Origin of the sequence: Streptomyces sp. NPDC008238 (assembly GCF_042956445.1) — a bacterium.
Taxonomy (GTDB): domain Bacteria; phylum Actinomycetota; class Actinomycetes; order Streptomycetales; family Streptomycetaceae; genus Actinacidiphila.
On record NZ_JBIBGK010000014.1, the window covers coordinates 56,652 to 70,365 of the forward strand.

Here is a 13,714-nt window from a genome sequence, read left to right on the forward strand (position 1 = left end):
TCGCCATCCGCGGTGTCCGCGCCGGACGCGCGGTCCGGCCGCGTCCCACGCGTACTGATCAAGCCCCCCTGGGCCTTGCTGCCGAAGCCCGGCCGCCCCGCGGCGCCGGGCCGCGCGCCACGTTACTTGTGCCCCCTCGGGTCGGCAACAGTCCCTTCAGCCCCCGAGCCCGGCCGTCTTGAGGGCTATGTGGAGCAGCAGCCGGTCCTCACCGTCGTCCAGGTCGAGGCCGGTCAGCCGCTCGACGCGGGACAGCCGGTAGTAGAGCGTCTGCCGGTGTATCCGGAGCTCCGCGGCGGCGCGCCCGGCCTGACCCGCACGGTCGAGGTACACCTCGGCGGTACGTGCGAGGTCGGCGTGCGAGGGGTCGAGGAGCGGACGCACCGAGGGGTCCACCGCCCCCGAGGGCAGCGCGGCCAGCATCCGGTAGGGGCCGATGGCGTCCCACTCCGCGGTGCGCCCGAGCCTCGGCTGGGCGCGGGCGGCGCGGGCCGCGGACACGGCCTCGTGCCATGCCTCGGGCAGTTCGGCGAGTCCATGGCGCGGGGTGCTGATCCCGGCCCTGGCGTCCGGCTCCGCCGCCTTGCCGTTGCCCTCCATCAGCCGTGCGGCGGCGGTGAGCGCGGGCCCCGACATCGTCGCCGAGCGCAGCCTGACCAGCGCGGCGAGCGCCGCGACCGGGGGCTCCCGGTGCTTGTCGACCGTGCTCTCCTGGGGCGGCACCACGCACAGCGCGGCGGCGCCCGGCACGCCGCGCGGTCCCGGGGCCTCGCCGTCCTCGCCGCCCGGCCAGGGCAGGACGCACACCACGGCGTGGGCCTCGTCGGCGTCCGGGCCGAGTGCGACGCGCAGCGCCTCGCGGGCGGCCGTGCGGCCGGGCCCGGGGGACGAGCCGAGGAGGTCGCCCAGCGCCCGGCCGGCGCCCGCGCCCGCACGGGACTCGGCGGCCAGCAGCGCGCCGATCCGGGATGCGACCGCCATGGCGGCGGCCAGCTGGGCACCGGTGTGCCCGCTGGTGTCCAGCAGCCAGACGTACCCGTGGACGACGCCGCCGTGTCGCACGGGCAGGCACAGCCGGGGCCGGAAGACCCCGGCGTCGGGGGCGGCCGGGATGCGGACCGGGGCCGTGGCGCGGGCGATGCCGAAGCGCTCGAACCAGGAGCGGACCTCGGCGGTGGAACGGCGGGTGAGGATCGACCGGGTGCGCACCGGGTCCATGGCGCCGTCGTCGTCGCTGTCGTGCGCGCCGAAGGCGATCAGCCGGAAGTCGCGGTCCTCCAGGGTCGCGGGGGCGCCGAGCAGCGCCGAGACCTCGTCGACCAGCTCCTGGTAGTCACCGCGCACGCCGCCATTCTCCCTCATACATCTGTATGAGGGATGCCGATCGGATGCGTGACAGCTGTCGATGGCGGGCGGGGTAGGTGAATCCTAGATTTCACGGCGACGCTGCCTTCCCCCTGGGCAGCCCTTCATCCAGGAGGAGACCGTGCTGGGTCCCGTGCTGCTCGCCGCCTCGCGCAGCGACCGTATGCGCCGCGTCGTCGCGGGCGCGCCGATCACCCGTCCCGTGGTGAACCGCTTCATCGCGGGTGACGAACTGGTGCCCGCCATGGACACCGTGCGGTCGCTGACCGCCTCCGGCCTGGAGGTCACGCTCGACCACCTGGGTGAGGACGTCACGGACAAGGCGACCGCGCTCGCCACCCGCGACGCGTACCTGCGGCTGCTGGAGGCCCTCCAGGCCGAGGGACTGGGCGCCCGCGCCGAGGTCTCCGTCAAGCTGTCGGCGTTCGGGCAGGCCCTGCCGGCCGGCGGCCACGACATCGCGCTGGAGAACGTCCGCCCCGTCGCCGACCTGGCGAGCGAGATCGGCACCACCGTCACGCTCGACATGGAGGACCACACCACGGTCGACTCCACCCTCGCGATCCTCGCCGACCTGCGGCTGCGCCACCCCGGCACCGGCGCCGTCCTGCAGTCGTACCTCTTCCGCACCGAGGAGGACGCCCGCGCCCTGGCCGTCGCCGGCTCCCGCGTGCGCCTGGTCAAGGGCGCCTACAAGGAGCCCGCCACGGTCGCCCACCAGGACAAGGCCGAGGTCGACCGCGCCTACGTGCGCTGCCTGAAGATCCTGATGGCGGGCGAGGGCTACCCGATGATCGGCTCCCACGACCCGCGGCTGATCTCCATCGCCCAGGACCTCGCCCACCGCCACGGCCGCAAGCAGGGCTCGTACGAGTTCCAGATGCTCTACGGCATCCGCACCGCCGAGCAGCGGCGGCTGGCCGACGAGGGCGAGCGCATGCGCATCTACGTCCCGTACGGCGCAGACTGGTACGGGTACTTCATGCGGCGTCTCGCGGAGCGGCCGGCGAACCTGGCCTTCTTCCTGCGGTCCTTCCTCCCCACCCGCTGAGCCCACGACCCCTCAAGGACACAAGGAGATGTCTTCCATGGACGCTGTGACCCAGGTCCCCGCCCCGGTGAACGAGCCGGTGCACTCCTACGCCCCGGGGAGCCCGGAGCGGGCCCGGCTGGAGGCGAAGCTGAAGGAGCTGGCCGGGAACCCGGTCGAGCTGCCGATGACCATCGGCGGCGTGCGGCGGATGGGCGGCGGCGAGCGCTTCGACGTCGTGCAGCCGCACAACCACGGCGCCCGCCTCGGCACCTACGCCAACGCCACCCAGGACGACGCCCGCGACGCGATCGACGCCGCGCTGACCGCCGCCCCGGCCTGGCGGGCCATGTCCTTCGACGACCGCGCCGCCATCATCCTGCGCGCGGCCGACCTGCTGGCCGGCCCCTGGCGCGAGACCATCGCGGCCTCGACGATGCTCGGCCAGTCCAAGACCGCGCAGCAGGCCGAGATCGACAGCCCCTGCGAGCTGGTCGACTTCTGGCGCTTCAACGTGCACTTCGCCCGCCAGATCCTGGCCGAGCAGCCGATCGCCAACTCCCCGGGCGTCTGGAACCGCCTCGACCACCGCCCGCTCGAGGGCTTCGTCTACGCGATCACGCCCTTCAACTTCACCGCGATCGCCGGCAACCTGCCGACCGCCCCGGCCCTCATGGGCAACGTCGTGGTGTGGAAGCCCTCCCCGACCCAGACGCACGCCGCCGTTCTGCTGATGGAGCTGCTGGAGGAGGCCGGGCTGCCCAAGGGCGTCATCAACCTGGTCACCGGCGACGGCATCGCGGTCTCCGAGGTCGCCCTGGAGCACCCGGACCTGGCCGGCATCCACTTCACCGGTTCCACCCGGACCTTCCAGCACCTGTGGCGGACCGTCGGCAACAACATCGACAAGTACCGCTCCTACCCGCGGATCGTCGGCGAGACCGGTGGCAAGGACTTCGTCGTCGCCCACCCCTCGGCCGACCCGGCGGTGCTGAAGACCGCGCTGACCCGAGGCTCCTTCGAGTACCAGGGCCAGAAGTGCTCCGCGACCTCCCGTGCCTACATCCCGCGCTCCCTGTGGGAGAACGGCTTCAAGGAGGAGTTCGCGGCCGAGGTCGACGGCCTGACCATGGGTGACGTCACCGACCTGTCGAACTTCATCGGCGCCGTGATCGACGAGCGTGCCTTCGCCAAGAACAAGGCCGCCATCGACCGCGCCAAGTCCGACCCGACCGTCGAGGTCGTCGCCGGCGGCACCTACGACGACAGCGTCGGCTACTTCGTCCGGCCGACCGTGCTGGTCTCCTCCGACCCGGAGAACGAGATCTTCCGCGAGGAGTACTTCGGCCCGGTCCTCGGCGTCCACGTCTACGACGACGCCGACGAGGACGCCTTCGAGGCGATGCTCACCCAGATGGAATCGGTCGCCGCGTACGCGCTGACCGGCTCGGTCGTCGCCCGTGACCGTGCCGCCGTCGCCCACGTCATGGAGCGGCTGCGCTTCGCCGCGGGCAACTTCTACATCAACGACAAGTCCACCGGCGCCGTGGTCGGCCAGCAGCCGTTCGGCGGCGGCCGCGCCTCCGGCACCAACGACAAGGCGGGTGCCGCGCAGAACCTCATGCGCTGGACGTCGACCCGGTCGATCAAGGAGGCCCTGGTGCCCCCGACCGACTACCGCTACCCGCACATGGGCTGACCTCCGCGTCACCCGGACGAGCCCGCAAGGGGCAGGGCCCGGTACCCCCGATTCCGTGGGGTGCCGGGCCTTCGCCGTCTCAGATAGTAGGAAGTCCGAGTAATTGTGGAGACAGATCGGCGGAGCTGTCCTAGCTTTGTAGGAGCCGAACGTCTCGCTCCACCAGCGACCGGCGGACGTCAGCCGCGCACCTTCGCGGGGTCACCCCCCGCAGCGCCGCTCCCCGCCCCGTTCTATGGCGACACAACCCTCCTCTTCTTCTCCGGGAGCTGTTCACCATGGACGAGACCGCCCGCAAGAACGCCGCCGAAGCCCTCCAGCGCGCCCTGGACCGTCGTGACAACGGCGGCTCGACGGGTCACGAGCCGCGATGAGCGGCCTGATCGTTCCCCGCCGGATCAGCCGCCTGCGGCGCCTGGCCTACCTGGCCGTGCGCGCGATGGTGAAGTGATCGATCCGTCCGCCGTTCTCGGCCAGTGCCGAGACGACCAGCCGCGCCGTCCTGCCGGGTGGTGCCGGCTGCGACTCCATGGCCAGGAACGAGTGGCCCGTGTAGCGGACGCGTGACCACTCCACCGTCTCCACGGCCTTGTGGGCGCCCTTCACCCAGCGGTAGGTGTCCACGCTGTCCAGTTCCTTGACCTGCCCTTCGTGACTGTCCGGGACGGGGAAGGCGTACAGGCTCTTCCCCGCGCCGCCCGCCGTGACGTAGACGATGCCGTCCCGCTCGGGGTACGTGGTCGCCCCGACGGGGACGGCCTTGCCCACCGCGTCGCGGCGCACCGCGTCGGTGCGCTCGTAGACGTGGTTGTGCCCGTTCACCACCAGGTCGACCCGGTGCTTCTCGAAGAGCGGCACCCAGGCCTCGCGCACCCCGCCCTCCGAGGCGTGAGCGCTGGTGGTCGAGTAGGCGCAGTGGTGGAAGAAGACGACCACGAAGTCGACCCCGCGCCGCGCCCGCAGCTCGCCCAGCCGCCGGTCCAGCCAGGCGGTCTGACGGCCGCCGCTGATCCCGTGGTTGGCCGGGATCTCGTACGACACGTCGTTGGCGTCCAGCGCCACGACGGCCACGTTGCCGTACGTGAACGAGTAGGCGCCGGGGATCCGCGCCGGGTCGGGGCCGTTGCCCGGCAGGGTCCAGCGGGCCTCCTGGCCGCCGTAGCCGTTGGGGGAGTACCAGGCCTCCATGTCGTGGTTGCCGAACGCGACCATCCACGGGACGCGGGAGGCGACGCTCTCGGTCTGGGCGAGGAACTGGTCCCACACGCGCGCGTCGAAGGTGTCGTCCGCCTTGCCGTGGCCCGAGTCGTCGGCGTAGCAGATGTCGCCCGCGTGGAGGTGGAAGGCGGGGTTCTGCGCCAGGACCAGGCTGTCGTTGGCCAGCGCGTGGTAGCTGACGCCCTGGTCGCCGAAGGCCGTGAACACGAACGGCCGGCGCTGCGCGGGGTCCGGGGCGGTGGTGAAGGAGCCGATCGTGGCGTAGGCGGACGCCGTGGCGGGGTCGAAGCCCCGGTGCCCCACGCCGTAGTAGTACGTGGTGCCCGGTTGCAGCCCGTCGAGCGCCGCGTGCAGGTAGTACTGCTCGACCGGGGGCAGGTCCTTGCCGAGCGCGGCCGTGTGCAGCGGCCGCACCTCGGCCTCGATCCGCTGCCCGAGCTCCCAGGGCTGCAGGCCCACCCGTACGAACGGCCCCCGGACCGGCAGCGGCACCTGCCAGGAGACCCGCATCTGGGTACCGGGGTCGCCGCCGAAGGCCAGGTGCCGGCCGAACGGGGCCACCAGCGCGCCGTCCACGCGGGCGGCGGCCGGCGGGGCGAGCACCTGCGGGAAGCGCACCGGCGCGGAGGCCTCCCCGCCGGCGTGGGCGGACGCGCCCAGGACACCGGCCCCGGCGACGATCCCGGCGGCCGCGACGCCGCCCCGGACCACCCGTCTGCGGGAGTGCCGCTCCCGTAGCCAGGCGTGCTGCTCCGCCGTGCTCAGACGGCCGGCGAGGTGCTCGTCGATGCCCATCCGTGGAGTGTCCATGGACAGGGAATTCCCATCCGCCGCCAACTCAGCACGGTCAGACGGGTGAACAGCGCCTGGCGGGTACGCGGCGCGTCCGCCATGCGGACATCACATGTCATTCCATGGACGGGGGAGTAGGGTTCTCGCCATGTCTCGCAGCATCAGTCTCGCAGTGATCCCCGGTGACGGAATCGGCCAGGAGGTGGTGGCCGAGGGCCTGAAGGTCCTGTCCGCCGTCCTTCCGCAGGACGTGAAGCTGGAGACCAAGGAGTACAGCCTCGGCGCCAAGCGCTGGCACGAGACCGGTGAGACCCTGCCGGACGCGGAGCTGGAGCAGCTCAAGGCGCACGACGCGATCCTGCTGGGCGCGGTGGGCGATCCGTCGGTTCCTTCCGGCGTCCTGGAGCGCGGGCTGCTGCTGAAGCTCCGCTTCGCCTTCGACCACCACGTCAACCTGCGGCCCTCCCGGCTCTTCCCCGGGGTGAAGGGCCCGCTGGCCGGCGAGCCGGACATCGACTTCGTCGTGGTCCGCGAGGGCACCGAGGGCCCGTACGTCGGCAACGGCGGTTCCCTGCGCACCGGTACGCCGCAGGAGGTGGCCACCGAGGTCAGCCTCAACACGGCGTTCGGCATCGAGCGCGTGGTGCGCGACGCCTACGCCCGCGCCCAGGCGCGCCCCCGCAGGAAGCTGACGCTGGTCCACAAGAACAACGTCCTCGTGCACGCCGGCCACCTGTGGAAGAACATCTTCGACAAGGTCGGCGAGGAGTACCCCGAGGTCGCCACCGACTACCTGCACGTGGACGCGGCGACGATCTTCTTCGTCACCCAGCCCGAGCGGTTCGACGTGATCGTCACCGACAACCTCTTCGGTGACATCCTCACCGACCTGGCCGCCGCCGTGACCGGTGGCATCGGCCTCGCCGCCAGCGGCAACATCAACCCCGGCGGCGAATTCCCGTCGATGTTCGAGCCGGTGCACGGCTCCGCGCCGGACATCGCGGGCCAGGGCAAGGCCGACCCGACCGCCACCGTGCTCTCGGTCGGCATGCTGCTGCGGCACCTCGGCTACACCGCCGAGGCCGAGCGGATCGAGGCCGCCGTCGCCGCGGACCTCGCCGAGCGCTCCGGGACGCGCAGCACCGCCGTGATCGGTGACGCGCTCGCCGCGCGAGTAGCCGGCTGACCGCCGGGTAAGCCTCCGCCAGTCGGCCCGGCCGGTCAGCGACCGTTCCACGACTGCCCTCGACCTCTCGGGCCGCGCATGTATGTCCTCGGCCCCGCCGCTGCGATAATCAGCGGTGGGGCCGCTGTGCGAGGGGAAACTCGGACGTCCTGGCAGCTGGGGACGGCGGGTGCGGTCCGCCCTGACCCTGACGCGAAGGACACCACACATGACGACGCCCACGATCGAGCTCAAGCCCTCCTCGCGCCCGCTGCCCGACGCGCAGCGGGAGGCGATCCTCGCGAGCCCCGGGTTCGGCCGCCACTTCACCGACCACATGGTGACGATCCGGTGGACCGAGGGCCGCGGCTGGCACGACGCCGAGCTCGTCCCGTACGCGCCGCTGTCCATCGACCCCGCGAACATGACGCTGCACTACGCGCAGACGATCTTCGAGGGCCTCAAGGCCTACCGCCAGCCCGACGGGTCGGTCGCCACCTTCCGTCCCGAGGCCAACGCCGAGCGCTTCCAGGCCTCCGCCCGCCGTCTGGCCATGCCCGAGCTGCCCGTCGAGACCTTCATCGCCGCGGTCGACGCGCTCGTCACCCAGGACGAGGCATGGGTTCCCAGCCAGGGCGAGCAGTCCCTCTACCTGCGTCCGTTCATGTTCGCCACCGAGGTCGGCCTCGGCGTCAAGCCGGCCAACGAGTACCTGTTCATGGTCATCGCCTCGCCGGCCGGCGCCTACTTCCCCGGTGGCGTCAAGCCCGTCTCCGTCTGGCTCTCCGAGGAGTACGTGCGTGCCGCGCCCGGTGGCACCGGCGCCGCGAAGGCGGGCGGCAACTACGCCGCGTCCCTGGTCGCGCAGGCCCAGGCCATCCAGCACGGCTGCGACCAGGTCGTGTGGCTCGACGCGATGGAGCGCCGCTGGATCGAGGAGATGGGCGGCATGAACCTGTACTTCGTGTACGGGAACACGATCGTCACCCCCGAGCTCACCGGCTCCCTCCTCCCCGGCATCACCCGGGCCTCGTTGCTGCGCATCGCCGCCGACCTCGGCTACGAGGTCAGCGAGGGCCGCATCTCCGTGGACGACTGGAAGAACGGCAACGCGGACGGATCGCTGACCGAGGTCTTCGCCTGCGGCACCGCGGCGGTCATCACGCCGGTCGGTTCCGTGAAGTCCACCCGCGCGGACTGGACCGTCGGCGACGGCCGGCCCGGTGAGGTCACCATGAAGCTGCGCAAGGCGCTGCTCGACATCCAGACCGGCCAGTCCCCCGACACCCACGGCTGGATGCACCCCCTGGGCGGCTGACCCTCCGCCGTGTCCGCGCGGCACCGCACGGGGCAGGGCCCGTGCGGCGCCGCGCCGACGTCCGCGCGCGGGGCGGGTGCCGGGCGGGGGAGCGGGGCCGGCCTCACACGGTGACCGCCACCCGCTCCGGGGCCCGCGTCGGCGGCACGGGATGCGGGCGGCCCGCGTGGAGCACGAGGTACACGGCGGCCGAGAAGCGGCGCGGCGATATGTAGCGGGTGTAGTCGCCCAGCAGCGTGATGAACGCGATCGGTCCGCTCAGGCCGGCCGAGACCGTGGCGAGCAGCCAGGTCGGCCAGATGCCGCCGAGCAGGTACCCCGTGCCGGCGGGCGCGGCCGTGGTGAAGTTCCCCGCGTACGCGAGGACCCCGACGAGCAGCAGCACCGTCAGCCCTGTGGACAGGGCGCGGCTGAGCCGCAGCAGCATGCGGTAGCCGAAGACCGCGGACGTGGCGGTGCAGGCCGCGAGCAGCGTGTAGACGACCCCGTAGCTCCAGCCGCCGGCCGGGAGCCCGGCGATCCGGTGGAGGCAGCCGACGACGGCGTCGCCGCCGACCCACAGGGTCAGCGCGGTGTAGCCCAGCGACAGCAGCAGCCCGATGACCGAGCCGAGCAGTCTGCCGCGCACGCCGAAGTGGGCCCCGCTGCTGGTGGACAGGTTGGTGGCGGTGCGCAGCGAGACCAGTGCCGGCGGCGCGACGAGCACCGTGCCGACCACGGTGCCCACGAGCAGGGACGTGAAGGAGACCCACCAGCCGAGACCGAAGGAGACCGGGAGCCAGCCGAAGACGATCACGCCCAGCGCGAGGTCGGAGCCCAGCAGGATGCTGACCAGATCGCGCGGGCGACTCGTCCGTTCCTCCTCGGGGACCGTGTCCACTCCGCGTCGTTCGATCTGCATGGCTGGCTCCCTTGCCGTGCCCGGATGGTTAGAACGTCACTCAATTTCCTCCGGTCGTCGGCTCCCGGTCAATCCTTCCCACGGGTGACTGCGAGGTTTAGAGTGGTGCTCTAACATGTGATCGATGTGGGAGGTGCGGAGGCGTGAGGCTCACCCCGACCGAGCGCGACCGGCTGCTGCTGTTCGGCGCCGCCGAGCTGGCCCGGGCCCGGCGGGCCCGCGGGCTCCGGCTCAACGTGCCCGAGGCCACCGCGTTGATCGCCGACGCGGTCTGCGAGGCCGCGCGGGACGGCGCGCGCCTCGCGGAGGCCGTCGAGGCCGGCCGTGCCGTGCTCGGCCCCGAGGACGTGCTGCCCGGCGTGGCGGACGTCGTCACCGAGGTCCACGTGGAGGCCGTCTTCGACGACGGCTCGCGGCTGGCCGTGGTCCCGGACCCGATCGGCGGGGGCTCGCTGGGGGCGGAGGCGCCCGGCGCCGTGCTGCCCGGCCCGGCCCTGCCCGAGCGGTCCCCGGACGTGGTGGTGGCCGTGCGCAACACCGCCTCGGTGCCGGTCAGCGTGACCTCGCACTTCCACTTCTTCGAGGCCAACCCCCGGCTGGACTTCGACCGTTCGGCGGCGTACGGCATGCGGCTGAACGTCCTGGCCGGCTCCTCCGTCCGCTTCGGTCCCGGGGAGGAGCGGGAGGTCGGGCTGGTCCCGATCGGCGGGGACCGCGTCGTGATCGGCTTCGCCGGGCTCGTCGACGGTCCGCTCGACGCGCCCGGCGCGAAGGCGGAGGCCCTGCGGCGGGCCGCCGCCTGCGGATACCTGGGGGCGCGGCGATGACCATCGACCCGTACGAGTACGCCGCCGTCCACGGACCGCGCGCCGGGGACCGGGTCCGGCTGGGCGACTCGGGCCTGGTGGTCCGCGTCGAGTCGGACTCCCAGCGGCCCGGGGACGAGTTCCTCGCCGGCTTCGGCAAGACCGCCCGCGACGGGCTGGCCCTCAAGGCCGCCGCCGTACGTGAGACCTGCGACGTGGTGATCAGCAACGTCCTGGTCATCGACGCCGCCGTCGGCATCCGCAAGGTGTCCGTCGGCATCCGCGAGGGCCGCATCCACGCCATCGGCAGGGCCGGCAACCCGGACACCCTCGACGGGGTGGACGTCGTGGTCGGCACGGGCACCTCCATCGTCTCCGGCGAGGGCCTGATCGCCACCGCCGGGGCCGTGGACACCCACGTCCACCTGCTCTCGCCGCGGATCATGGAGGCCTCGCTCGCCTCCGGTGTCACCACGATCATCGGCCAGGAGTTCGGGCCCGTCTGGGGCGTCGGCGTCAACTCGCCCTGGGCGCTGCGGCACGCGTTCAACTCCTTCGACGCCTGGCCCGTCAACATCGGCTTCCTCGGCCGCGGTTCCTCCTCCGACCCGGCGCCACTGGTCGAGGCGCTCGCCGAGGGAGGGGCCTGCGGCTTCAAGGTCCACGAGGACATGGGCGCCCACACCCGGGCCCTGGACACCGCGCTGCGGGTCGCCGAGGAGTACGACGTCCAGGTCGCCCTGCACAGCGACGGCCTGAACGAGTGCCTGTCGGTGGAGGACACCCTGCGGGTGCTGGAGGGCCGGACGATCCACGCCTTCCACATCGAGGGCTGCGGTGGCGGGCACGTCCCCAACGTCCTGAAGATGGCGGGCGTCCCCAACGTCATCGGCTCCTCGACCAACCCCACCCTGCCCTTCGGCCGGGACGCGGTCGGCGAGCACTACGGGATGATCGTCTCCGTCCACGACCTGAAGCCGGACCTGCCGGGCGACGCCGCCATGGCCCGCGACCGCATCCGCGCCGGCACGATGGGCGCCGAGGACGTGCTGCACGACCTCGGCGCGATCGGCATCACCTCCTCCGACGCCCAGGGCATGGGCCGCGCCGGCGAGACCGTGCGCCGCACCTTCGCCATGGCGGGGAAGATGAAGGCCGAGCGCGGCCCCCTGGAGGGGGACGGCCCGGACGACGACAACGCCCGGGTGCTGCGCTACGTCGCCAAGCTCACCATCAACCCGGCCATCGCCCACGGCCTCGCCCACGAGATCGGCTCGATCGAGGTCGGCAAGCTCGCCGACATCGTGCTGTGGCGGCCGCAGTACTTCGGCGCCAAGCCGCAGATGGTGCTCAAGTCCGGCTTCCCCGCCTACGGGGTCACCGGCGATCCCAACGCGGCCACCGACACCTGCGAACCCCTTGTCCTCGGACCGCTGTTCGGGGCCCACGGCGCCACGGCGGCGGAGCTGTCCGTGGCGTTCGTCGCCCGCCCCGCACTGGAACTGGAGCACGACCGGATGCCCACCCGGCGCCGGCGCGTCGCCGTGCGCGGCACCCGCGGCATCGGCCCGGCCGACCTCGTCCTCAACTCCCGCACCGGGCAGGTCGACGTGGAGGACACCACGGGCCTGGTGACCCTCGACGGCGACCCGCTGCGCTCCGAGCCCGCGGAGCGGGTGTCGCTCAGCCGTCTCTACTTCTTGTGACAAGGACCGGCACCATGCCCACCACCACCCCCGCCGCCGACGGCTACACGATGCCGCCCGAGTGGGCCCCGCACACCCGCACCTGGATGGCGTGGCCGTCGCCCAGCGTCACCTTCGACGGCGCGGACGACCTCGCCGTGTCCCGCGCCGCCTGGGCCGCGGTGGCCCGGACGGTCGCCCGCTTCGAGCCGGTGACCGTCGTGGCCCGTCCCGAGGACGCGGCGGCCGCCAGGGAGCTGCTCGGCGCCGGCGGCGCGGACGTCACGGTCACCGAGGCGCCGCTGGACGACGCCTGGATGCGCGACATGGGCCCCACCTTCCTGACCGGCGGCGGACGCCTCGCCGCCGCCGACTGGACGTTCAACGGCTGGGGCGCCCAGGAGTGGGCGGCCTGGGGACACGACGCCGAGATCGGCGCCTTCGTCGCCGGGCAGGCCGGCGCCGCCCGCTACGCCACGTCCTTCGTCAACGAGGGCGGGGGCCTCCACGTCGACGGCGAGGGCACCGTGCTGCTCACCGAGACCGTGCAGCTCGATCCGGGCCGCAACCCGGGGTGGACGAGGGAGCGGGCGGAGGCCGAGGTCCACGCCTTCCTCGGCACCCGCAAGGCGATCTGGCTGCCCCGCGGCCTCACCGCCGACTACGGCCGCTTCGGCACCCGCGGCCACGTCGACATCGTGGCGGCCTTCGCGCGTCCCGGTGTGGTCGTCGTCCACAGCCAGCAGGACCCGGCTCACCCCGACCACGCCGTCTCCCGGGAGGTCGCCTCCCTGCTGCGGGCCGCCACCGACGCCCGGGGCCGGTCGCTGGAGGTCGTGGAGCTGCCCGCGCCCCAGGTCCGGGAGGTGGACGGCGAACTCGTCGACTACTCGTACGTCAACCACTACCTCTGCAACGGCGCCGTGATCCTCTGCGCCTTCGACGACCCGGCGGACGAGGTCAACAGGGCGGTCTTCGAGCGGCTCTTCCCGGACCGGGAGGTCGTACTGGTCGACGCTCGTACGATCTTCGCCCACGGTGGTGGTATTCATTGCATCACCCAGCAGCAGCCCCAGGTGTGACCGTCCCACCGCCCCGGAGGAACCGTGACCGGACCCGCCCGCCCTCGGCGGCGGCTCAAGCAGCCCCGCGAGGACGTGATGGCCGCCGCCATGGCGACCATCGCCGAGCGCGGTCTGGCCGAACTGACCATCGCGGGTCTCGGCCGGCAGGTCGGCATGAGCAGCGGCCACATCCTCTACTACTTCGGCAGCAAGGACGAGCTGCTGCTGCAGACCCTCGAATGGAGCGAGGAGCAGCTCGCCGCCGAGCGCCGGCGGGTGCTGGGCGGCCCCAGCGCCCCACGGGAACGGCTCGACGCCGTGATCGGCCTCTACCTCCCCGACGGGCGCCGGGACCCGCGCTGGACGCTCTGGTCCGAGATCTGGAACAGGACGACGGCCGCCGAGGACGTCCTGCGCCGCCAGCTCGACCTCGAACTGGTCTGGCACCGCGACCTGGTCGCCCTGCTCGCCGAGGGCATCTCGCGCGGCGACTTCCGGCGGCTGGACCCCGAGCGCTTCACCGTGCGGCTGCGCGCGCTGCTGGACGGCTTCGGGGTGCCCCTGGTCATCGGGCTGCCGGGAATGGACCGCGAGCAGGCCCTGGAGCACGTCCGGGAGTTCCTGGACGACGCCCTCACCCCGGCCCCCGCGGCGGGCTGAGGGGCGGCCGG

The 13,714-nt window shown here is 72.8% G+C and carries 10 protein-coding genes and 1 pseudogene; 8 read left to right on the plus strand and 3 right to left on the minus strand.

Features of this window, described 5'->3' with window-relative positions:
* Nucleotides 1–156: 156 nt before the first annotated feature.
* A complete protein-coding gene (locus ACFZAU_RS25605) occupies nt 157–1,344 on the minus strand; it encodes a PucR family transcriptional regulator (RefSeq protein WP_500554126.1) in 1,188 nt (395 codons plus the stop codon).
* Between the two features lie 142 nt (nt 1,345–1,486).
* Between ACFZAU_RS25605 and ACFZAU_RS25610 the strand changes: the two genes are divergently transcribed.
* Together ACFZAU_RS25610 and pruA are read left to right on the plus strand one after the other, a co-directional pair.
* Nucleotides 1,487–2,416 (plus strand): proline dehydrogenase family protein, encoded by a 930-nt coding sequence (locus ACFZAU_RS25610; RefSeq protein ID WP_500554127.1) that lies wholly within the window; start codon nt 1,487–1,489, stop codon nt 2,414–2,416.
* 37 nt (nt 2,417–2,453) lie between these two features.
* Complete coding sequence (pruA, locus tag ACFZAU_RS25615) at nt 2,454–4,094, plus strand: L-glutamate gamma-semialdehyde dehydrogenase (RefSeq protein WP_500554128.1); 1,641 nt, start codon at nt 2,454–2,456, stop codon at nt 4,092–4,094.
* 420 nt (nt 4,095–4,514) lie between these two features.
* On the opposite strand, the gene ACFZAU_RS25620 is transcribed toward pruA, so the two are convergent.
* Nucleotides 4,515–6,122 carry a purple acid phosphatase family protein gene (locus ACFZAU_RS25620; protein ID WP_500554129.1) on the minus strand — a complete coding sequence of 536 codons (1,608 nt, stop codon included), beginning with the start codon at nt 6,120–6,122 and terminating at the stop codon, nt 4,515–4,517.
* A 130-nt stretch (nt 6,123–6,252) separates the two neighbouring features.
* Here ACFZAU_RS25620 and ACFZAU_RS25625 point away from each other — a divergent pair, with 130 nt between their 5' ends.
* Both ACFZAU_RS25625 and ACFZAU_RS25630 read left to right on the plus strand, forming a co-directional pair.
* Complete coding sequence (locus ACFZAU_RS25625) at nt 6,253–7,290, plus strand: 3-isopropylmalate dehydrogenase (RefSeq protein WP_500554130.1); 1,038 nt, start codon at nt 6,253–6,255, stop codon at nt 7,288–7,290.
* Between the two features lie 208 nt (nt 7,291–7,498).
* The gene (locus ACFZAU_RS25630; RefSeq protein WP_500463170.1) at nt 7,499–8,587 is read left to right on the plus strand and encodes a branched-chain amino acid aminotransferase; all 1,089 of its coding nucleotides are present in this window, start codon (nt 7,499–7,501) and stop codon (nt 8,585–8,587) included.
* Between the two features lie 163 nt (nt 8,588–8,750).
* Here the strand turns inward: ACFZAU_RS25630 and ACFZAU_RS25635 are convergent.
* Nucleotides 8,751–9,488, minus strand: a pseudogene (locus ACFZAU_RS25635) (cytosine permease); the annotation flags it as partial.
* 143 nt (nt 9,489–9,631) lie between these two features.
* Between ACFZAU_RS25635 and ureA the strand changes: the two are divergent.
* The 4 genes from ureA to ACFZAU_RS25655 are packed head-to-tail and all read left to right on the plus strand — an operon-like array spanning nt 9,632 to nt 13,703.
* Nucleotides 9,632–10,315: an urease subunit gamma gene (gene ureA, locus ACFZAU_RS25640; RefSeq protein WP_500554131.1), complete on the plus strand. Its 684-nt coding sequence runs from the start codon at nt 9,632–9,634 to the stop codon at nt 10,313–10,315.
* Nucleotides 10,312–12,000: an urease subunit alpha gene (locus ACFZAU_RS25645; RefSeq protein WP_500554132.1), complete on the plus strand. Its 1,689-nt coding sequence runs from the start codon at nt 10,312–10,314 to the stop codon at nt 11,998–12,000. Before ureA ends, ACFZAU_RS25645 begins: the two co-directional genes overlap by 4 nt.
* A gap of 14 nt (nt 12,001–12,014) precedes the next feature.
* Nucleotides 12,015–13,061 (plus strand): agmatine deiminase family protein, encoded by a 1,047-nt coding sequence (locus ACFZAU_RS25650; RefSeq protein ID WP_500554133.1) that lies wholly within the window; start codon nt 12,015–12,017, stop codon nt 13,059–13,061.
* 24 nt (nt 13,062–13,085) lie between these two features.
* Nucleotides 13,086–13,703, plus strand: a complete 618-nt coding sequence (locus tag ACFZAU_RS25655) for a TetR/AcrR family transcriptional regulator (RefSeq protein WP_500554134.1) — start codon at nt 13,086–13,088, stop codon at nt 13,701–13,703.
* The last annotated feature ends 11 nt before the right edge of the window (nt 13,704–13,714 follow it).